The sequence below is a fragment of the Niabella agricola genome (genome assembly GCF_021538615.1).
GTDB lineage: Bacteria > Bacteroidota > Bacteroidia > Chitinophagales > Chitinophagaceae > Niabella > Niabella agricola.
Map to the genome: position 1 here is coordinate 102,257 of NZ_JAJHIZ010000002.1, position 21,281 is coordinate 123,537.

At 45.3% G+C, this 21,281-nt stretch carries 25 protein-coding genes; 23 read left to right on the plus strand and 2 right to left on the minus strand.

Annotation, left to right across the window (positions count from 1 at the left end; all coding sequences use genetic code 11):
• Positions 1–4: 4 nt before the first annotated feature.
• The 20 genes from LL912_RS00855 (at position 5) to LL912_RS00950 (ending at position 18,689) form a co-directional block, all read left to right on the plus strand.
• On the plus strand, positions 5–409 hold the full coding sequence (locus tag LL912_RS00855) for a hypothetical protein (protein ID WP_235551659.1): 405 nt from the start codon (positions 5–7) through the stop codon (positions 407–409).
• 27 nt (positions 410–436) lie between these two features.
• Positions 437–1,522 (plus strand): major capsid protein, encoded by a 1,086-nt coding sequence (locus LL912_RS00860; protein WP_235551660.1) that lies wholly within the window; start codon positions 437–439, stop codon positions 1,520–1,522.
• On the plus strand, positions 1,522–1,779 hold the full coding sequence (locus tag LL912_RS00865; RefSeq protein ID WP_235551661.1) for a hypothetical protein: 258 nt from the start codon (positions 1,522–1,524) through the stop codon (positions 1,777–1,779). The genes LL912_RS00860 and LL912_RS00865 overlap by 1 nt, the downstream gene beginning before the upstream one ends.
• A gap of 3 nt (positions 1,780–1,782) precedes the next feature.
• Entirely contained in the window at positions 1,783–2,142 is a 360-nt protein-coding gene (locus LL912_RS00870) for a hypothetical protein (protein ID WP_235551662.1), read from the plus strand.
• A 313-nt stretch (positions 2,143–2,455) separates the two neighbouring features.
• Positions 2,456–2,935 (plus strand): hypothetical protein, encoded by a 480-nt coding sequence (locus LL912_RS00875; RefSeq protein ID WP_235551663.1) that lies wholly within the window; start codon positions 2,456–2,458, stop codon positions 2,933–2,935.
• Positions 2,932–3,336 carry a hypothetical protein gene (locus LL912_RS00880; protein WP_235551664.1) on the plus strand — a complete coding sequence of 135 codons (405 nt, stop codon included), beginning with the start codon at positions 2,932–2,934 and terminating at the stop codon, positions 3,334–3,336. Before LL912_RS00875 ends, LL912_RS00880 begins: the two co-directional genes overlap by 4 nt.
• A gap of 26 nt (positions 3,337–3,362) precedes the next feature.
• Positions 3,363–3,881: a hypothetical protein gene (locus tag LL912_RS00885; protein WP_235551665.1), complete on the plus strand. Its 519-nt coding sequence runs from the start codon at positions 3,363–3,365 to the stop codon at positions 3,879–3,881.
• Positions 3,882–3,938: 57 nt separating this feature from the next.
• Positions 3,939–4,418, plus strand: coding sequence for a hypothetical protein (locus LL912_RS00890; RefSeq protein WP_235551666.1), 480 nt, complete (start codon positions 3,939–3,941; stop codon positions 4,416–4,418).
• Positions 4,419–4,617: 199 nt separating this feature from the next.
• Positions 4,618–9,204 (plus strand): tape measure protein, encoded by a 4,587-nt coding sequence (locus LL912_RS00895; protein ID WP_235551667.1) that lies wholly within the window; start codon positions 4,618–4,620, stop codon positions 9,202–9,204.
• Entirely contained in the window at positions 9,201–9,647 is a 447-nt protein-coding gene (locus tag LL912_RS00900; RefSeq protein ID WP_235551668.1) for a hypothetical protein, read from the plus strand. Before LL912_RS00895 ends, LL912_RS00900 begins: the two co-directional genes overlap by 4 nt.
• Before the next feature lie 40 nt (positions 9,648–9,687).
• Positions 9,688–14,886, plus strand: coding sequence for a discoidin domain-containing protein (locus LL912_RS26045; RefSeq protein ID WP_235551669.1), 5,199 nt, complete (start codon positions 9,688–9,690; stop codon positions 14,884–14,886).
• A 64-nt stretch (positions 14,887–14,950) separates the two neighbouring features.
• A complete protein-coding gene (locus LL912_RS00910) occupies positions 14,951–15,250 on the plus strand; it encodes a hypothetical protein (RefSeq protein ID WP_235551670.1) in 300 nt (99 codons plus the stop codon).
• Complete coding sequence (locus LL912_RS00915; protein ID WP_235551671.1) at positions 15,250–15,609, plus strand: hypothetical protein; 360 nt, start codon at positions 15,250–15,252, stop codon at positions 15,607–15,609. Before LL912_RS00910 ends, LL912_RS00915 begins: the two co-directional genes overlap by 1 nt.
• Positions 15,606–16,280 (plus strand): hypothetical protein, encoded by a 675-nt coding sequence (locus LL912_RS00920; RefSeq protein ID WP_235551672.1) that lies wholly within the window; start codon positions 15,606–15,608, stop codon positions 16,278–16,280. Before LL912_RS00915 ends, LL912_RS00920 begins: the two co-directional genes overlap by 4 nt.
• 1 nt (position 16,281) lies before the next feature.
• The gene (locus LL912_RS00925) at positions 16,282–16,701 is read left to right on the plus strand and encodes a glycosyl hydrolase 108 family protein (RefSeq protein ID WP_235551673.1); all 420 of its coding nucleotides are present in this window, start codon (positions 16,282–16,284) and stop codon (positions 16,699–16,701) included.
• Positions 16,698–17,006: a putative peptidoglycan-binding domain-containing protein gene (locus LL912_RS00930; RefSeq protein ID WP_235551674.1), complete on the plus strand. Its 309-nt coding sequence runs from the start codon at positions 16,698–16,700 to the stop codon at positions 17,004–17,006. The genes LL912_RS00925 and LL912_RS00930 overlap by 4 nt, the downstream gene beginning before the upstream one ends.
• 15 nt (positions 17,007–17,021) lie before the next feature.
• The gene (locus LL912_RS00935; protein WP_235551675.1) at positions 17,022–18,005 is read left to right on the plus strand and encodes a metallophosphoesterase; all 984 of its coding nucleotides are present in this window, start codon (positions 17,022–17,024) and stop codon (positions 18,003–18,005) included.
• Positions 18,005–18,223, plus strand: a complete 219-nt coding sequence (locus LL912_RS00940) for a hypothetical protein (RefSeq protein WP_235551676.1) — start codon at positions 18,005–18,007, stop codon at positions 18,221–18,223. The genes LL912_RS00935 and LL912_RS00940 overlap by 1 nt, the downstream gene beginning before the upstream one ends.
• A complete protein-coding gene (locus LL912_RS00945; RefSeq protein ID WP_235551677.1) occupies positions 18,210–18,455 on the plus strand; it encodes a hypothetical protein in 246 nt (81 codons plus the stop codon). Before LL912_RS00940 ends, LL912_RS00945 begins: the two co-directional genes overlap by 14 nt.
• Before the next feature lie 45 nt (positions 18,456–18,500).
• Entirely contained in the window at positions 18,501–18,689 is a 189-nt protein-coding gene (locus LL912_RS00950) for a hypothetical protein (RefSeq protein WP_235551678.1), read from the plus strand.
• Here the strand turns inward: LL912_RS00950 and LL912_RS00955 are convergent.
• Complete coding sequence (locus LL912_RS00955; protein WP_235551679.1) at positions 18,686–18,892, minus strand: hypothetical protein; 207 nt, start codon at positions 18,890–18,892, stop codon at positions 18,686–18,688. The two genes, LL912_RS00950 and LL912_RS00955, sit on opposite strands and share 4 nt — an antisense overlap.
• Positions 18,893–19,039: 147 nt before the next feature.
• Between LL912_RS00955 and LL912_RS00960 the strand changes: the two genes are divergently transcribed.
• Genes LL912_RS00960 through LL912_RS00970 form a run of 3 tightly spaced genes read left to right on the plus strand, consistent with a single transcriptional unit; the run spans position 19,040 to position 20,459 of the window.
• Complete coding sequence (locus LL912_RS00960; RefSeq protein ID WP_235551680.1) at positions 19,040–19,336, plus strand: hypothetical protein; 297 nt, start codon at positions 19,040–19,042, stop codon at positions 19,334–19,336.
• A complete protein-coding gene (locus LL912_RS00965; RefSeq protein WP_235551681.1) occupies positions 19,329–19,586 on the plus strand; it encodes a hypothetical protein in 258 nt (85 codons plus the stop codon). The genes LL912_RS00960 and LL912_RS00965 overlap by 8 nt, the downstream gene beginning before the upstream one ends.
• 3 nt (positions 19,587–19,589) lie before the next feature.
• Positions 19,590–20,459, plus strand: coding sequence for an SOS response-associated peptidase (locus LL912_RS00970; protein WP_235551682.1), 870 nt, complete (start codon positions 19,590–19,592; stop codon positions 20,457–20,459).
• Here LL912_RS00970 and LL912_RS00975 read toward each other — a convergent pair.
• Entirely contained in the window at positions 20,451–20,978 is a 528-nt protein-coding gene (locus LL912_RS00975; RefSeq protein WP_235551683.1) for a hypothetical protein, read from the minus strand. The genes LL912_RS00970 and LL912_RS00975 overlap by 9 nt on opposite strands.
• Positions 20,979–21,281: the final 303 nt, after the last annotated feature.

A 21,281-nucleotide genomic window follows, 5' to 3' on the forward strand; every position in this document is an offset into this window, starting at 1 on the left:
ACTAATGGCTACAGTTAACTTGATTAACGCCGCTGACACCTTTGTTAACCCTAACGATTCTATTGTTATTGTTGACAACTTCGCTTCCATCCGTGGTGGGCGATCGTTGGATGTTACCGGCTTTACTCCTGATTACATTTGGGGCGGACACCCCATTATTCAGGAGACTGCTACCAAGGAGTATAAACCACTCCCTTTGAATGGCACCAATGACGGCTACGGCGCCCTCCCTGCGGGCCACACCTATGCTGGTATTCTGATTGCAACTATCCCCACCCAAAAGCCATTTGCTGGCATCCTGGTGCAGGGTACTGTCAATCCAAAAGCGATGCAGTTCGATTCATCTGCTATTTTATCAGCACTTAAGACGGCACTAACGCTGGTGGATTTCCGTTCAGATAACCAATAAACACTAACCAAAACTAACTTTTTTTAAATGGCACAATTTTTATTTATCGACTGGGCGAAACAGTATTTGCCTGGTATTACGATAAGGGTGGTAAATAAGCTGAACGATGAAAAACGCCTACAGCCTTACCGCTTCTTGAACATGCTGACGCCTCGTTACTCTGTTACTGGTCAGTGGAATACAGTTTCTACCAATGGGCGAATGGTGATGGCCGATGTGGTTGCGATGGATTCCAGTTTGCCGCTGAAGAGCCGCCCGGCTGCTTCTCGTGCATCTGGTGACATTGCTAAGATGGGTCTGGAGTTCAGCCTGAACGAAAAACAGCTTACCGATCTGGATACCATGATTGCGCAGAATATTCCTCCTGCCCAAATCATTTCAACCATGTTCGCCGATGTTCCGCGTGCGGTTTCCGGTATCTATGAGCGTATTGAGTATATGCTGCTGGAGGCACTCTCTACTGGTATTGCAATGGCGGTGGATACAGACAATGTGGGTACCGGAATCCGCCTGGATTATCAAGTCCCCACAGATCATAAGCGTGGTGTTGTTAAGGTATGGAGTGACCCTACTGCAGCTCGTATGGATGATATCCAGAAGCTGGTTGATGTGGCGGATGTTAATGGCGATGTGTTTGTGCATGCCATGGCAGACCGCACGGCGATCAAACAACTTTTGGCCGATCCTCAGTTCAAACAGTACTACGCTTACCGCCAGGGATTTGCGGGCGATAAAACCATTATCCCCAACCTGGATGAAAATGTTGTTACATCTCTTTTTCAGGATCGTTGGGGTATCACCTTGGAGATTGTCAACCGAAAGTTTAAGCAGGAGGCCAACGGTGTTATCACCAACAAAACTCCGTGGGCGGATGGTACAATTTCCTTCCTGACCGACCGGAATGTGGGCGATCTGGTATATGCTACCCTGGCTGAAGACAACCACCGCGATGAGGCCGTTATTTACCAGAAGGCAAATGACTATATCCTGGTTAGCCGTGGAGTAGACTCTAAACCTTCACTGCGCGAATATACTAAGTCTCAGGCTCGTGTGGCTCCGGCCATCAATGGCGATGTGCTTTATATTCTCGACACTAAAACAGTACAAGCATAATGGGAAGACCAAGGAAAGTACAGGAGGCTGTAGATCAGTCTCCTGTTGATCAAACAGAACAGGTGGAATCCGTTGATATAGAACCGGAACAGGCCGTTGTTAAACCTAAAAAAGGCGTTGAGTATGTTATCGCCCAACCTTTTGTTGATAAGGATGATTTTTCAAAAGCGTATTCTGTGGGGGATGGTGTTCCAAAGCACTTTGACGAATTTAGGATCGAAAGCCTGTTGGAATTAGGACTGATTACACAAAAATAGCCAATGACAAACCTGGAAGCATTTAAGGGACTATTAGACGAACCGGCGATTCCGGATACACGTATTCAAGGCGTGCTTATTGTAAGAGGAATAGACCCCAATGCTGAATGGTCAATGTCTCCGACCAACCCCATTAATTGCCGGTTCTATGGCGCCCTGATAATTGAGAAAATGAGGGCAACCAACGGAGCCAATGGTCTAAAATCTATTAGCGAGGGCGGAATGTCCGTTAGTTACGATAGTGCTAGCCCATATCTCAAAGGATTGATTGATGGCTGGATCAGTGATTCTAATTGTAGTTCTTTAAAAGATCAGTACACGGCAAACAAGATTTCTGACGTTTCATACTTGCTTGACAGATGATTTGGTACGACGATACGGCTAGTTTTAAACGTGTTACCAGTGGTGGCGGGTACAATCCAGACACAGGGCTCCCATTTCCAGAAAGCACTGAGACGGTGCATGTAGTTGGCCGCTGCGACACTAATGTGAACCGTTTTGTTGAACGAAATGCAGATGGCGCATTTACATCGCCCAAGTTTGTTTTCTATATGGATCTGGATCAACCGGAAATCCCCCTGGATGTGGAACTGAAGGTTTTTGACACCAGTTCCGGCAAACAGTATACAGGGGTAGTCAAACAGCATAATCGAGGTAGATTAAACGCATATGCCCTATGCCAATAACAAGACAATTTACAAGGCTGGATGTAACGCGGGCGCTCCTTCAGAAAAAGGAGGCCTTTCTGAATGCCCTGATGGATCGTTTTGAGCAGGTAGGAGAGGAATCCGTGCGTCATGCCAGGTTGAAAGGTGACTACCAGGACCAAACGGGCAACCTGCGTAACTCTATTGGCTATGTGATTTTCAAGGATGGGCGACCATACAGGGTTTCGTATCCTAATGATGCTAAAGGGGTGGGTAGGGGTGTTAAGAATGGCGCCGCGATGGGGAAGGCACTTGCGATGGAGGTGGGCCGTGATTCGGCCTATGGCGATGGAATATTCATGGTTGTGACTGCGGGAATGGATTATGCCATTTACGTGGAATCTGGCGTCCGCGGTGGCAGAAAGCATGATGTGTTAACCAGCGCCTCCATTGTTGCTGCCAGGTCATTTAAAACCAAAGTGAATAACCTGTATAATAAACTGAAATGATTACACCGTTTAGCGCCTTGCAACAGATACGTGGATTAATTTGGCAACCAGCTGTTAGGGCATTGGTGACCGGTGTTTATACTGGCGAAATAGCATTGACTGAATTTGACAGGGCTACAGCGGCAAAAGAGAAATTTATAGCGATAAATTTTCTTACCACTGATTTTGCCCAGGTACAGACGGGTGTTTTGAATATGAACATATACTGCCCAGATGTGAGCGGTATAGCTGACGGGGAGTCTTTGGACGCTGTTCTGCTGGCCGTAAAACCACTTCTCGAAGACGCTTATACGAATGATCTTAATACTGAACTTGGAACCTTAACTGAACTGAAGCTTGATGATAAAAAGTACACCGTTTATAACCAACGGATTAACGTGTACGCACCGAATTTATTATAATTAAACCAAAACTAAACTGACATAACATGGCATGGAAACCATTTTACGGGCTTAAAAAAATTGAGATTGGTGTTGCGACTACCAATAATACTGCCCCGACCGTTCTGACAGAGGTTCCCTTTACAAAGGTTGATACGGCTGTCTATTCTAAAGAGGCTGACAGTTTCACGGATATTCCTATTGAGGAATCAGAAGTGGCACTTGAGCGCCTGAAATCACAAACAGGGCCTCGCGCGTTCCGGTGGACCACCTACAGCAACGACTTTTCTCTGAAGGCGATGCTTGAGGGCGGAACTTATACAGCTGGAGGCGCTGGTGTTGGTGATAAGTATTCACCTCCCGAGGCCGGATCCAATGTGAAGCTGTATGTTAAGATGACGGACAAATTCAATAAAACCACCGAGATCTTTAACGCCTCCATTGAGTTTGTGGAAAACTCTATCCAGGCCAAATCGGGTCTTCCTGAATGGCAAATTGCGGCTACTGCTACTGCCGTTGGTGCAGGGTTCAAGTCTGTTATCGAAACACAGCCCCCGGCTGCTTAATTATTATCAAAACTAAACCCCATACGGGCGGTGCAATAAACGCCGCCCTATTTTTTTATGGTTACACGAGAGTATATAGATCGCGCGGAATCTGACGCGATACTACAAAAGCCTTTTGATATTTCCGTGGTCACAAAGGAGAAGACCAAACACTGGTTTTTCCGGGAAAAGGAGGTTTTCACGAAACACACGTTCCAGGTTCACCCTATGAAACTGGCGCAACAACAGCGGATTATGGGCCGGCTGGCTGATATCAATGTTCACATTTTCGAGGATATAGATAATCTTATGAAGGTGTACGGCAAGTTGGTATCTGAACATATGGATGATGTTGTTTACTGTGTGTCTGTGATGCTTTCTGACGCCCGCATGGAGCCTACAAGGGAGCTGCAGGAGTTTGTAAAACTGAATTTCGACAACAATGACCTGGAGGCGGTGTGGGCTGTTATGGTGAAGCAGATGAACCCCGGCCCTTTTACGAATGGTATAATCTTGATGAAAGGCATAGACCTGAACGAGGTGAACCCCAGAGCTTAGGCGAGAATAATAGCGCCTGGGAACGTATCGGAGGACTTATGAAATACTTCCGGATGTCGTGGGATGAAATAGTATATGAGCGTAGCCTGTTGAACATATCAATGCTGCTTGCAACAATACCAGACTATTCTTCTGATGACGATAACCAAAACAATTCGGCCGAAAAGATGGCCAAATCAATCAATAAACAATTTGAGTAATGGGTAATGTGGATATATCCCAAGGCGGGATGCAGTTTAACATGGGTGTTAATACTGGCAAGCTGAAGAAAGACCTGAATGATGCAGACAATGCTTTTGAGAAGACGGCGAAAGGGGCGGAAGACGCTGGGAAAAAGATCGATAAGGTATTCAAGGACCTGGCAAAGGGTGCTGCAGCATATTTTACGATTCAGCAAGGAAAGGAGTTGATAAATAACATTATCAAGGTTAGAGGTGAGTTCCAACAGCTGGAAATTGCATTTAGCACTATGCTGCAAAGCAAGGAAAAGGCGGACAAGTTGATGGCGGACGCTGTAAACCTTGCCGCAAAAACGCCCTTTGGTCTTCAGGATGTTGCTGCGGGAGCAAAACAGCTATTGGCGTATGGGTTCGCAGCAGAGGATCTGATTGACAATATAACCAGGTTGGGTAACGTAGCGTCTGGTGTTGGATCGCAACTTAACGACCTGATTTACCTGTACGGAACCCTTAAGGCATCAGGCCGGGTGACCCAGATGGACATTAACCAGTTTGCAGGTCGTGGTATTCCCATTTATGCTGAACTATCAAAGGTTCTTGGAACAACGGTAGATCGCGTTCGGGATATGGTTAGTGCTGGACAGGTGGGGTTCCCCCAAATAGAGAAGGCGTTTCAGAATATGACCAATAAGGGCGGAATGTTTTTCAACCTTATGGAGGCTCAAAGCAAAAGCCTTACAGGACAAATAAGCAATCTACAAGATTCTATTGATCAGATGTTTAACGAGATTGGAAAATCCAATGAAGGTCTATTTTCTGATTCTATTTCCGGGATCGCTTATTTGGTTGAGCACTATAAGGAAATTGGTAAGATTCTCACAATACTCATAGCCACTTATGGAGCCTATCGCGCTGCATTGATTCTCACATCCGTCACACACGCGACAGCGTTGGTTGGGATGAAGGCTTTTGCCGTAGCAGAAACGGCCGCGGCAATTGCCGGAACAAGGGTTACTGCGATCCAGGTATTACAGGCAGGAGCTTTGAACTTACTAGCCGCTGCGCAGGCTCGTTTCAATGCTATCTCTGCTGCAAATCCGTACTTGCTTATCGTTACAGCTGTTGCTGGTATTACGGCTGCTTATTTCGTCTTGAGGGATACGACGACTTCTGTTGAACGCGCGCAAGAGGCGCTAAACAAAAGAAATGAAGAAGCAGCCCGGTTCACCGATGATCTGAAGAATAGGACAAACGAACTGTCGGCGGCTGTAAATTCACAGGTGTTGCCGATGGCTGATCGGATAGTGAATTATAAAAGACTACAAGAGCTATACCCTGACCTACTCAAAAACATGAGTATGGAGGAATACTTGTTGAAAAGCACAACGGATCAACAAAAATCACTTAACGAGGCGGCTAGCCGTGCGTCGTTTGCTCAGCTTAGGAAAGAGTATGAGGAGGCTACAAAAAAGGTAGAGGGGCTAAAAAAGCAGCTACAGGACCTGAAAAATACTCCCGGTATCGGTTCGTTTGGTAACACCGCTGCCGAACGATGGAGCCGACAGTTGGAGGACGCACAAAATTATGCCAGAGGTTTAAAAAAGCAGCTGGATGATGCCGAAGAGGCTGCCAGACTGGGGGCAATGACCGAATCTCAAAAACTGGAATACTACACCAAGCAGAAAAATGAACTGGAAAGCCAGATTAAAAAATATGAGGACCTGAATGGAAAACTGGTACGTACAAAAGACGGTACTATATCCATCCGCGAAAACCTGGCAGCTTGGAGTATATTGGGCCTTCTGAATCAATTCAATGATTTAATTGGTCAGATCAATAGCATTAAAGGCTTATTGAACGGCACTACTGTTATGACGACTCCGGCGCAGTTTAAGGAGGCTGCTAGCAAATTGCGGGATTCGGCTGAACAGGAGGCTGATGCAACAAAGCGGAAAGCTATGTTGAAGCAGGCTGAAGAGTATCAGAAGAAGTACGACGAGATGATGGGCAAGGTTGATAAAAAGGCTCAGTCTGACGCAAAAAAGTTAGCCAATGAACAAAAGCGTGCCATTGAACAGGTAACTGAAGCTGAGCGTCAATCTACCATCGATAGGTCAATTGAAGGGGAAAAGCAGATAGCTGAAATTCGTGAACGGTATAGGAAAATTAGACAGGTGCTTACTGAGGCTAAAGTGAATGATCCGACACAGTTTTCAAAAGTTGATGCGCTGGAATCACAAGCTATCACGGATAGCAAGTACCAACGAGATACCAGCGACATAGAGAAGTACCTTAATAAACAGAAGGATCTATACCAGAAGTTTAATGACTATAAGGAAAAAGTTGGATTGGAGGCGGCCCAAAAGGAATTTCAGGGCAAAATACAACTTGATAAGACGTTTGCTGACATTGTTGATACTTCCCTGAAAAATCACATGGATGCACAATTGGGAAAACAAACCGATGCTTATTCACAAGCCAGAGAGTTGATGTTGCGGAAGTTCAAAACAGAGTCTGCCGATGATTCTTTCGGGATGGATCTGGATAAAAGGTCGGAAGCATTGGTTGCGTTGGCGTCCTATAATGATAAGAAAGAGGCAATTGTCCGGGATTACAACGAAAAAATAAAAGCATTGGGGGCAACAGCTTCTGCTGAACAGAAGGCGGAGGCTGACCGGCAAAAAGAGGAGGCGCTTAACCAGCTGAAAGTTGAAGAGGCCGATAAAATATCCAGATACAAGGAGTTTACCCAAAAGATTATTTATACCAGCAAACAGGCGATTGCTTACCAGGTGAAAACCCTCAACGGATTGCTGGAAAATGCCAATATCCCGGAGGATGTTAAGGCTGGGATCCGAAAGCAGATCGAAAAGCTCAATGCCCTGCTAAAGATGCCGGAAAAAAATGCGGTAGATACCCAGTTTGATAGGGAGATTCAAAAACGCGTGGATTTGATCGCCCGCTTGGGTAAGGAAGGTAAGTTGACAAAGGAAAAACTGGAGGAGCTGACTACACAGATCAACCAGATGAAGGCCGACAGTACAGAAATTAAACTTGAAATATCTGATAAGAATTTGCGTTGGTTGGATAAGGTGCAACCGGCCGTGCAACAGCTGGGCGAATCTTTAGAGACGTTGGGTGGTCAAGGGGGATTTCTTTCTGAACTGGGTGGATTTATTTCAACATTGGCGTCACAGATCGGTAATCTACGGGATACTATTAGCCAGATCAATACCAACCAGGCAAAGCTTAGCAGTTTAACTGTTGGGTCATCTGAGTATAATGCCCAACAGCAGAAGATGAACATGGACGCTTATGTGGCGGCTGCGCAATTCGCTGTTCAGGTTATCACTGCTATCGCGGATGCATCAAAAAAACGTAAAAAAGCTGAAGAGGAATTTTACATCAATCTTCTTGGCCTCCAAAATGACTATAACCTGGCACTTGTCAAGCAGCAGCAATTGCAGGCTGAGTTGTCGGAGAACATTTTTGTTAAGGACTATTTTGGCCGGGCTAAGTCGGGGATGGCAGCTGCCATAACTGCAGCCAGTAAATACCAGGAGGCATTAGATAAACTTTCTGAAGGTAAATCTAAAGTTAGACAGAAGAATGTCGTTGACGGCAAAACCACTGGAGGTCTTGTTCTGTCTGGAGCGGCTGCAGGTGCGGCAATAGGGGCGGTAGTAGGGGGTGGTATATTTTCGATACCTGCCGCCGTGGTTGGAGCAGTGATTGGAGGAGTTGTGGGGTTGATCGGTGGCCTTTTTTCTAAAAAGAAAAAGGATGTTTACGGTGGATTGCTGGAGCAATATCCGGAACTGCTGAAAAAGGGCGCTAACGGCCAACGCGAAATCAATAAGGAGCTTGCAGAAGCGCTGATAAAAAACAACCAGCTGGATGACAAGACTAAGAAGATAGTTCAAAATGCACTGGACCAGAAGGCCGCTTTTGAGGAGGCATATAAGCAGGTTACACAGGTTGTTAGTGACCTGGCAGGCGGGTTGGGCGACGAACTTCGGGATGCATTGGTAAAAGCCTGGAAAGCTGGCGAAGAAGGCGCTAAGGCCTTTGGGGAGACGGTTGACAAGGTGCTGGAGAATATTCTATCTAACCTGCTGTTTCATGCTGCATTTGATGACCTGTTTGATAAGCTGCAAACAAACCTGTCTGAAGATTTTGTATATGGTGGGATCTCAGATATTGTCGATTCGATGGGTGAGTTTTTCAAAGACGCCAAAGACAGGATACCTGTTTTCAATAAAGCAATGAAGGAGGCTAACGATTTGGGAAAGAAGTATGGCCTTGATATTTTCGGAAAGAACGGGGTGCAAAATAAAAACACCATCGCTGGCGGCGTTTCAAGCATTACACAGGACCAGGCCAACGCATTGACCAGCCAATTTATGGGACAGCGATTGGCAACTATTGAATTAGTTGAAGTTCAGAAACGCATAGAGCAAATGCAGTATAACAGTTTAAATTATGCTCAACAGATAGCTAACAACACTTACAATACTGTTGTAGAATTGAAAAACGCGGTTTCCTCTTTGAAATCAATGGATTCCAAGATGGGTAACGTACAAAACCAACAGCGCTTAATAGGATGACAGGGAAATATTTTCTGAATGGATTAGATATGTACACTCAGTACGGGTTTGTTCCGGCGCCTGGGTGTAGTGACGATTTTCTACGCTTCAGGCAGCCTAAGGAGCGGCCATTTAATGATTGGCCGGAATATAGTGGCAAGGAGTATGACACTAGCGATAATCCTGTATATAATGATAGGGTTTTTACTCTTCGGGGACATATCGTTGTTTCGACCGAATCCGAGTTTTGGACAAAATGGAATGCGTTATTCACAGCATTTGACAAGCCCGGAACTCAGACAGTCCGTGTGGGCGAATTTTCCGGTGACACGACACAGGCGTCCGGATTTAAGGTGTTTATGTTGGAGCAGCCAGAAATTAAACGTTGGACCAGATTGAAGGATTATCCAGGAAAGAGGGCGGTTGAGTTTACGCTGAAATTACAGGAGGTGCAGAATGGCTAAAATTCCTATTAGATTTATAAGACTATCATGTACCGGCTATGTGATTAATGGGACAACCACTGGTTCGGCTTTTTTTGCAGTAGAATTGGAGGCGTGGTCTGCAGCAACAGACAGAGCGTTGCATATTGTACCTACCACCAATGCTTCAGTTGTCCAGGGTTCGCTTCAGAACCTTACCGACGGCCTCTATCAGGATGAGGGATCTTGGGTCGTTATACAGCCGCCTTCTGGTCCTCCTGTCTATTTTATCGTGGATCTCGGTGCTGTTTTTACCGATATAGATGAAATAAAGGTGTGGCTGTACCAACATACGGCGCCGATTGTATGGAAGAACGTAAAGACCGAAGTGTCTACTGATAATGCAAACTGGACCGTAGTCTCCGAGGCGGTAGATGTTCCTGGCTCAAAAACAGTTCCGTTAATAGCTCCTGTTCCGGATGTAATCCTTTCGGGGGATTATGTTATTAAAAATAAATCCGGTGGTACCGTTGCAATAGTAAGCCCCACTGGTACGCAAACGCGCGAGGCGATGGGTACGAACGTTGTGGATATGGAGTTCACCCTCCACTCACCTGTTGAGTTTAAAAAAGGCGATTGGTGCACAGTTTATGGGGAGAAGTATTTCGTCAACATCCTACCAACAGTCAAGAAGGACACTTCCAGCACCCGTTACCAGTACACTATGCAGCTGGAGCACGAATCGTACCTACTTAAAAATCGCATCTTTTCGGCTCCGGACTCGGCAAATGCCTTAAAGGTTAAGCAGTTCAGTATGACTGGTAACCTGGGTGCTTTTCTGAATCTCGTGGTGCAGAACGCGAATGTGCTTTCATCCGGATGGACTTCAGGCGTGGCCGAGGTGAGCGAAGCCAAAACATTGCAGTTTAACGGTGAAGATATACTCCAGGTCCTTACCCGGTTGGCGGACGAGTTTGGTACCGAATATTGGATAGAAAACAAAACTATACACCTGGCCAAGCGGCAGGGCAGCTCAGGTATCACCCTGGAATATGGAAAAGGTAAAGGCCTGCTGTCTCTCACAAAGAACAACAAGGATAACACGTCAGTTTACACGCGCCTGTATGCAGAAGGCGGAACACGAAACGTTCGAAGCGACTACGGTCACCAGCGCATACAATTGCCTTCAGGCACCGGTGGATACGTGGAGGATGCCGGAAAAATAGCGCAGTACGGTATAATAGAAAAATATGAAGCGTTTGAGGATATCTACCCGATGCGTGTCGGTACGATTTCGGCCGTGGATACCGATCCTACAATATTTTTCGATGCTGCGCTGGATTTTGATATCAATGCGCAGGCGGCTCCCGGCATCGATGTTAAAATAGCGTTTCAAACAGGGGCACTGGCCGGGTTGGAATTCACTATCAATAGTTACGACCATGCTACGCGAAAAATAAAGATCAACACAAACGACGACAACGGCATAGCGTTGCCGAATACTACGCTTAAGCCGGCTGTGGGCGATAAATACATCGTGCTCGATATTATCATGCCATTATCGTACGAAACGGACGCAGAGAATAGACTACTTGCTGCTGCTACCGACCGGTATGGGAAAATAAGCGACGAAGAGTACAACGGGAGATTTCTCGGCGATTGCGACCGTATCCATTTTAAAAAGAATTCGCTGGAACTTACCCTGGGGTATACGGTTAATATTAAAAGCGTACCCCTCGGCGTCGATACGGATAAGCGGGTTTCGGTGATAAAACGAGACCTGCGTGATCCCTGGAAATATCCTGAAGTTGAATTTACCGATAAGATTGAACTTTCGGCTATTTCAAAAGGGTATGCGGCTTCTCAACGTGTAAACAATGTGCTGGCAATTGTTGCCGGTACTGGCGGTGGAGCAGGGGGCGGGTCTTCGGATTTTCTTTCCCAACTTTCCGGAGCAGCCGGTTACCTGTACATCTCGAATGTAAAGGCCAAAGCAGGCTTCGCCGATGTTGCGCAGGAAGCGATTCATGCATATACTGCTGATACGGCTGCGGCCTCGGACCTGGCACGGAGCGTTCAGAGCCTCGACTATTCGCCCGGATTTACCGGTGCTGGTCATAAACTGGAGGGCGGAACGTTAGAGGTGGACTATGTTAAAGTGAGGAAGGCACTGGAGGCTTACACGCTTTTAATCCGGGAAATTACCGGAGCTGGTGGCTCTGTGGCCATTACCGATGTGGGAAAGATTCTTTCAGTAACCGGTAGCGGGCCGTACGTATGTGAATTCGATACAGATGGCGGAACTATTTTCAACCCCTTCCAGCTAAACGACATTGTCCGCTGCCAGGTGTGGGATAGCTCAAAGGCAAAGTATTATCAGGCGGTTGTTTCTGCCGTAACTGGTAGCTCGTTCACCCTGTCGATTATAGAAGGAGCCGGCGTACCGGAGGCTGGGGATAAGCTTTTCCATTTTGGAAACACCTCCAACACTGCCCGCCAGTCTCTTATCTATCTGACCAACAGCGACACCGGGGCGCCGTATATGAAATTCCTGGACGGTATAAATAGCACAAATCTTGCCGGGAAAGAAATCATACACATCGGGAAGCTGGACGGCCTTACAAGCCCGGTGTGGGGTCCGTTGTCGGGGTCCGGAGGTTGGATGAAAAACCTATACCTAGAGAATGCTCATATTTCGGGATCAATAAATGTTACAGGTGGAAATGCGGCTACCAAGGGGTATGTTGATGGGATTATAGACGGCTCTCCGGGGATCAGATATATACGCGACTGGTGCCTAAATGGATCATCCGCGCATTGGGTTGAGATTAAAGCACTGTTAGCAGACAATGGTAATGTGGCCTTAGGTAAGCCGGCCGTTCCATCTATGCCGGCTTCTACCAGTCCCGGTCACAGTCCGTTTACTGTAGTAACCGATGGCTTAGTCGATAGCAATCACTCGGCAATTTTAACGTCATCACCTCAAAATTGCCAGGTCGACCTGGGGGCTATATATGATGTCAAATCGGTAATTGTTTGGCACTATTGGATTGACGGAAGAGTGTACACCAACACAAAGACAGAAGTTTCAGCAGACGGAATTAACTGGGTGACCATATTCGATTCTGCGGTTTCCGGAACTTATAACGAGTCAAGTACAGGCCATGTGATGACTGTTCCTCCGGTGATAGGTACGGGTATCCGAGGGCAAATAGAAACAGCAAATGCAGCTATCGCCCTCTTATCTAACGACAATAAGTTGACGCCGGATGAAAAGCAGCAATTAAAAATACCCTATGGCAAAATAGTAAACGAGGTTGAAGACAGAAAGACGCTTGCTGCTTCATTAGGAGTTAGTAGTGTTGATTATAATGCAAAATGGTTAGTCCTACAAGGCTATGTAGGACCACTGCTGACCGATTTATCGACGACCAGTGATGTAGACGGAACTCTAATGCGTCAGTATTTCAGCGATTACTACATCCAGCTTTCCCTATTAGATAAAGCAATACAGGCGAAACAAAAGCAGAACACAGACACCGCTCAATCTGCTGCCAGCGCTGCCCAGGCAGTAGCCAATCAGGCCGGGTTGGATGTAGCGGCTGCAAATGCGGCTATCGCTGATATGGCCAATGATAACAAGCTGACCCCGGATGAAAAGCAGGTCCTGAAGCAGGAATATGACAAGATTACCAGCGAAAAGACTGCGATCTCGTCCCAGGCTAATGCCGTTGGACTATCTTCCTCTGATCAGGCCCCGTACAATAATTCATTTAATACGCTTACTGGCTATATCAACAGCAACGGCTTACTTACGGATCTTACAACCACATCAACCGTTAACGGAGCCACTCTTCGGAGTTACTTCACAAACTACAACGCAGAGAAGTACTGGATACTTAACTCGATATCGGTTAAGCTACGGGACACTGCAGCGGCCGCGGATACCAAAGCGACCAACGCAAACAGCGCGATCGTTGACCTTGCCAATGATGATAAATTAACACCGGTTGAAAAGCAAAAGTTGAAACAGGATTACGACGCAATAGTTGCCGAGTTTCAGCCGTTAACCAGCCAGGCTAATAATCTGGGCGTCTCATACTCGACATACCAAACAGCCTACAACAATTTCACCAGCTACGTTACCTCCAACAATCTACTGACTGACCTTACTACAACATCGCCGGTATCTGGAAGCACGCTTGCAAACAGAATGGTGACATATAACACAGAGAAGTATTGGCTGATGTCCAGCATTGCGGCCAAACAAAAAGATAATACCTCTGGTGTCGCTACAGGTCTCAACAATTCTCTGAATTCGCTTTTGGACATGAACCCGGGGGAGGCTATCGACTGGGCCAAACTGGGAAACACAACGACGATTGGAGGGTACATTAAAACCGTCCTTCTGGATGTGATTTGGTTGAAAGCACAGATCATAACGGCGACCAATATAGAGGCCGTCAACGCTACGTTGAAGCGGATTAGAACCGCGACAACCGGTCGTCGGGTGGAAATCCTGGACACTACTAATAATGTCTCTATATATGATGAAAGTAACAATAAGGCATTGGAAATGGCCTACAATGCGGCTATTTCGGATTATTATTTCTATATAGATATTAACGCTAACATTACAGCCGATAAATTCCAGGGCACCAACCGGACGCAAAACTGGTCGCAATATAATTCCGGAAGCTATGACAGTCGTACCGGCGCCGAAGCCGATTTCACGAACGGGTTTCCAAGGGGGTACGATTGGAGGAAGAGGCAGTTTGTTTCCGGCAGTACATACCGGTATTGGTTCCGATTTATGACACATGGCTTCCGGGTGGGAGACCCGGACGGTGATATCGAGGTGGCAATGGGGGGTGACCTTCCGAATACTACAGCCTATGATAAAGGGATCATTACTGGTAATTTGACGGTGATGGGAAAAATGAAGACATCGATCCTTGACCACCGAGGGGCGAGCTACAATATTGGTTTTGGACATGTAAATGTGATATGGGGGAACTTCACACTTCCGATGGCGTCTTCTGGAGGGTTGTATACCGCAGCCCGTCTCAACCAGGTGTATGAGGGCACCCAAGTGGTGCTATGTAACAAGTCCGGAAGTGCCGTAACGATCAATACTGACCCGTCGGGTAGCTGGATTGAAAACAGAACCGGTACGTTGGTTTCATCGTTTACCCTCAATTCCGGGCAAACCGGGTGGTTTCAATTCTTGCGTCGGGCGCAGGATGGAATACTGTGCTGGTCTGTAATCATGGTAAACTAATAACTTCTAAAAGCATTATTAACCAATTTCGCTAAAGAATTTCAAAACTAACAAAATTGCACATATGAGACAAGTTACTACAGACAGCAGGAAGCGGGTTGAAACTGATTCTATAACAGGATACAACCTTACATATAATTATGATGTCGATAATGGCAAAGTGAAGAACCTAACATGTAACGCCATTCCGAGCAATATAGCAAACTTAAGCGAACCATCGGGGCATGCATTTTTTAATCGATCCGAAACCGGCGCATTAAGTGTTTATTTTAATATCATCCCAACGGACTCGGACCTGGCGGCTCATGTATCCCAGGAGTTTTCCGATATCGTTTCGGAGAACGAAACACCCATTACACAATAATGAACTTTTTTATAGATAACTGGCAGGCCATTTTATCAGGTGGTACGGGTGTTGTCGGAGGTATCTCTGGTTTTTTCCTCGGTAGAAAGGGCCGAATGGCCAGGACAATGCAGGAGCAGGGCGCTGCTATGGAATTGATGCAAAAGGCTTATGACTCCTTTGTGTCGGACAGCAAGGCCCAGTACGAAGGCGTTAAATCCGAGTTGCAGGAACTTCGGTCTAAGGTTCATGGATATGAGCAACAAATTTCCACTCTAAAGGAGGAGATCCTTCAATACAAGGTGAAGGTGGGAGAATATGAGCTGGAGGTTGAACGCCTTAAGGGCGAATTGTCTAAATACAAAACAAAAAAGCAATGAGGCTAATTTTAGGGATTTTGATGGCGATTCTGCTGATCGGTTGCTCTTCTGCCAGGAAATTCAACCGCATTGCTGATAATACCAACGATAGAAAGCCAGAGGTGGTAATAAGATGGTTTGATAAGAACTATCCAAACCGGATCACTGGTGTTGATAGTGCCGATTATCTGTACGCTGTGCATGTTATGGATTCGTTGACGGCTATTAGAGACGGGAAGTTGCGTTTCCTGGACAGCGTTCTTTCCGAATTGAACGCCGATTTTATACATGCGAAGAATGACACAACCAAGCAAGGGCTACAATCTCAGGTTAAAATACTGTCGTCTCAGAACAAGGTACTGTCTCAAAAGATTGTTGAGCTGCAGTCCATGAAAAACGATCCACTACCCCCTGTAAAGATTAAGGTCGAGGACAGTGCAAAGATCAAGATAGCCAACATAGAAAAGCAAAATGTCATTGTGGTGAACGCCGGTCTTCATAAGGCCATTGATAGCTTGAAAATAAAATTGACCGATGCTAATGGTAAGAATAAGGCGCTGAAGAAAAAATATAAAGGAACGATCCCTGTTCCAGTTTCCTATTTCATTATAGGAATCTTGCTTTTAGGAGGCCTTATTTATCTTAAAATCAGATTTGGCGCCCTTAGTTCATTGATCGGTAAAATAAAATAGTATGGCGGATTTCAAGTCAGCATATAGAAAAAGTAGGAAGTGGGAAGGGGGATGGGTTAATGAGCCGGGAGACCGTGGAGGGGAGACTTATTGCGGTGTGGCCCGTAACTTTTTTCCGCATTGGCCGGGATGGGCAATAGTGGACAGGCATAAGCCATTACGCAAACAGCAGGTGATAAAGGACGCCACACTGGAGGGGCATCTTGAGACGTTTTATAAAACGAAATTCTGGGATCCACTGAGGGGTGACGAGATATACAGTCAGGCTGTTGCGGAAAGGTATTTCGACTTCGGATTAACATCCGGACCTGCGGCTAGTGTTAAGATGATGCAGCGGTCACTTGGTCTGCCTGAAAATGGCATAATGTCACCTAGCCTTATGAAATTGATTAACGATCCCACAAAACAATTATTGAAATGAGATTAATATTTTCTATGGTCGTGGCTTTACTACTGGCATGTAAGTCGGGCGGCAATAGTTCTGGGTCAAACGAGGTATTACGTGATACTATTTTTCTGCCTTCTGATCCGATACATGATACTATCTATTTGATGGATATCAAGAAATCAGATAGCCTTAAACGCGTTAATGATGCGCTGGCGCATCGCCTGTTAGCCACTGAACTTACTTTAAACCAGGCTCGGTACTATGTTAAGATTACCATTAAAAACCCAAGCCAAACGAAGTTTTTGAAAGGTTGGTTGCGCCGGGTATTGGATTTATAATTTCAAATAGAGAGAATGACAAAAGTGGATGTAGCAAGGGAGTACAGGAGCGTGTATGGTGATATGCCAACAGCAAAACTTGCCCGAATTGTGTATAAGGAGAATAAACTGACTTTCGATAGTCCGGAGAATGCCCGTGACGCATTGCGGAGAATTGAAGGCAAGAAAGGCAAGGTGAATGGCGTAAAGGTCACACATTGCGCTCCCAATAGGCCAACAAACCCATATAACCTGCCAGAATCATTCCAGGAAAAGCGGGAGCCATTTGTATTGCCTGCTGCCTGCAATAACATCCTGTTGATTTCAGATCTACATATACCATATCACGACATTGGCGCGATTACCGTTGCACTAGATTATGGCAAGACAGAGAAGATCAACACTATATTCATTAATGGAGATCTTATAGATAATCACCAGGTTTCCAGGTATGAAAAGGATCCGCGTAAACGGAGTGTAAAACAGGAATTTGATGCAGCTAAAGCTTTTTTAGTGTCACTCAGGAAGGCCTTTCCCAAGGCTTCAATATATTGGCTGAAAGGAAATCATTGTTTGCGCTGGGAGAAATTTTTATATACAAAGGTTCGGGAGATCTGGGATGACGATTATTTCAAACTGGAGGAACGATTGCGGTTGAGTGAACAAAGGGTAACAATACTCGATGATAAAACCCTGGTGAAGGCTGGTAAACTATCTATAACCCATGGCCACCACATTTTTAAAGGCATTTTTTCTCCTGTTTCACCGGCTCGTGGGGCGTACATGAAAGCAAAACAGAGTGTCATTGTAGGACATTTACATCGGGCATCGCACCATCCGGAAGTGGATTTGGATGGTAATATTGTCAGTTGCTGGTCAACGGGCTGCCTGTGCGAGTTGAGGCCTGATTACAGCCCTTTGGTTAGTAACAGTCAACACGGTTTTGCCCACATTAAAATAGACAAAGCCGGAAAGTATCATGTAAAGAATTACCAGATCATAAATGGACAGATTTACTAATGGCTATTGAAGATAAAATAGGTATTGTGTTCAACCCGCAACCTCATTATGACAATTCTATTGGCAGCCTTTATAAGGTAGCTACTGAAAGGGGGTGGAATGCTTACATTTTTGACTGTATAAAGCGCCTTGAGCGTGGTGGTAAAAAGGATCCACTTAAGCAGGAAATCGAGAAAAGTATTGATGTTCTGAAAATATGGCTTAATGAAATCGATTAAGGTTGAGTATAAGAAACTGGGCCGGCAGCGAGTTATCGGTCTGGCTTACGGAAAGGAACGTAGGATTGAGATCGATGAGCGCTTGACCGGTGAGAAATTTATAACAACCCTGATCCACGAAATAATGCATATCCAAAATTGGCACTGGGATGAGTTCAAGGTTTACGATGATGCGGAGGAGATGGGAAAAATTGTGTACAGGGAGCTTATTAAAAAGGGAGTTATTAAATAATGTTTACGGTTTTACGTAAAAAAACAGCGTCTCCAACACCATATATTGCAATATGATCAAATTGGAACCCGCCTGGATTTACACGCTGAGACCTATCACCAGGTGTTGAAGCGCCTGCATGAGGCCCGCATTGAAACGTTCGTTGCGAAGTTGGGCCGGGATGCAGGTATCCTGGTACATGAGTATGACCTGGCTATTGCCGATATTATTGTGAAGGCTGTGTTGACGGTTTAATGCTGCTTTACCTCCACCACCGCAAGGGTGCTGCCGCCTATGTCCCCGAATACAAAATCATCCCGATTTAAACCTTTTTCTTTCATTGCATCATCTACAACCTGCAGGAGGATTTCCAAGTGCTGGACAAAAGTTTCGCTTTCGGCTGTGTCCTTTAAACGCACTATGTCATTGTAGGTGTATCTTTTGCCTTTGTAATTCATTTCAGTCAGTTGTAAGGTAAAAGCCAGGGTAGAAACCACCGGCCGTGGAAAATCAATAGTTGAATATAAGATTTTTTGCTAATAAAAAGAATTATTAGCTAAATAGCTTATAATATTTTGTTAGATTTTTTGCATTAAATTCGGTGGATGATTCAAGTTGATTACCGCCCCAATGCACACCTTTACGTGACAATAGAGATGCCGGAATATATAACATATGCTTCGCTTAATTTTCACTATCGCCCTGCAGCACAGGATAGTGGCATAGAGCCGAATGCCGATATCATTCACGGGTATGTGCTGGATCCGGTTAAGGGAAGCTTAATTATTGTTTTAGCGTATGACCAGGATCTGGATATGTACTTACTTAAGGATGGGGATCAGGTAGATTCAGAAATCCTTTATCAGGTAAATGAAGCGATTAAGAATCGGTCGTATGAATGAAAGTATATTGACAAGGGGTAAGGATTCGTTTGAGTTTGAGGCATACGGTGTGATGCTCATGTGTCAGCGTATTAAGATAGGTCGCTCTGTTGTTTTTCATGTCAAATTTAACAGCAAACGATCCCAGATTACTATCACTCTTGCAAAAGGCCCAGAGAAGAATTATTTTTGGACCTCGGTGCCGGAAGGGCGCCAGCGGGAGGCAGAAGGCGTAGGGGCACTAATAGAAGAATATCTATCCAAACTGTAAGGTATGTGCTATTATAACGGGCAGAAGGTTACGCACGCGGAATTTATCCGCTTAAAGAATCTGGAAAAGAATGTTCGGAATTATGACTTCCTTAACCGGGAGGTGATTAATGGTTTCGAATTTGGTCTTTCTGCTGTTTTGGTCCCTGCAAAGGATGAGCAGGGCAATAACGATATTGAGTTGACGCAAATGGAATGGGGATTTCTTCCTGATCCGTTAAAGTGGCCATTCTGGGAAACGCGCGAGCAGGTTAATGAAGGGCGTCGACCGCATAAGGATAAATATGGCCGTTTTGTTGATGGCTTGAATTTTCTGAATGCGGTTTCTGAAGAGGTTCTGCAGAAGGGGAAGGTCTACCGAGAGGCGGCGCTGTATCGGCGATGTTTGTTTCTCTCAACCGGCTTCTATGAATGGAGGCATCACTTCCCGGTAAACAAGCGTACGGGTCAGCCAAGAAAAACGGCGGAAAAATATCCATACCGGGTAGGTGTAAAAGGGCAAGAGTATTTTTGGATTGCAGGCATTCACCATCGATGGGATGATGCCGAAACGGGGGAGGTTGTAGAGTCTGCGGCGCTGCTAACCACGGCTGCTAACCTGGCAATGGATCAGATCCACAACCGGAAACGGCGACAGCCAACGATGCTCACGGAAGATCTAGCATATAGTTGGATTTTCGACGATCTTACAGAGGAGCAAATCCAGGAAATAGCATCATATCAGATGCCATGGGAGGATATGGAATTCTATACACTGGAAAGGGGCTTTACATCTTCATTCGATCCACTCAGGCCACACACCTACACCGACCTCCCAGCACTCGATTTGCCAGGAATTGATCCGAGCGGGGCGGCGCAAGCTAAGCTATTTTAATACTTCGCTATAGTCTTCTACTTCAGATAGCGGTATCTCAAACGACACTCTTTGCATTGTTGCAATGAGATAAATGACGCCGTAAACGGCGCTGAACTTAATCGTAATAGGCTCGTTTCGGTTGACATATAGATCCCGGTTTGTAGATATCCAATCGGATATTTTTTTTCTAAATAGGCGGGCTGCGATCAGCGGGACATCTGTATCGTTCGTTTGCCGGGCAAAAAATAGCCGGTATCGGCTGGTTTTATGAAGCATGTTGCCGATGGTAAATCGATGATTGGAAGCTTGCCATGAAATTATACAGGCAAAACAATCGTCCTTTATTTGTTTCAAATGAAATTCTGCATCTTCTTTGTTGGTGTATGGAGTGAGTAAAATTGATATTTTAGGGTCATTTGATTCCAGAGCCATCCTGCGAAAGTATGTTTGTCCAACCAAATATTTCGTATTGGATATTCCAAATCCAATCAGATGATCATGGGTAAACACTTGCAGGGGTTCGATAAAAGGCAACATATAATCACATTTTCATTACAAATATTTGCTAAAATATTTAGTATTTCAAAATGATTTTTTCAGTTGCTGATTTTCATTAGGTTATAAAATCAATACGGTACGCATATTATCACTTTATCCACCGGTGTGGATTAATAGATTTTGCCCCCGAAGTTTTGAAATGGTACCTTTATTGGCAGCTCTTTTTTAAAAATTTTGGTCATTTGTGTGAAGGCAATTGATTTTAATATAATGTTATACCGCCCCAACTGGTAGAGAGAAACAGAAATGTTTCGCCCTTCACACTCTACCAGTTGGGGTTTT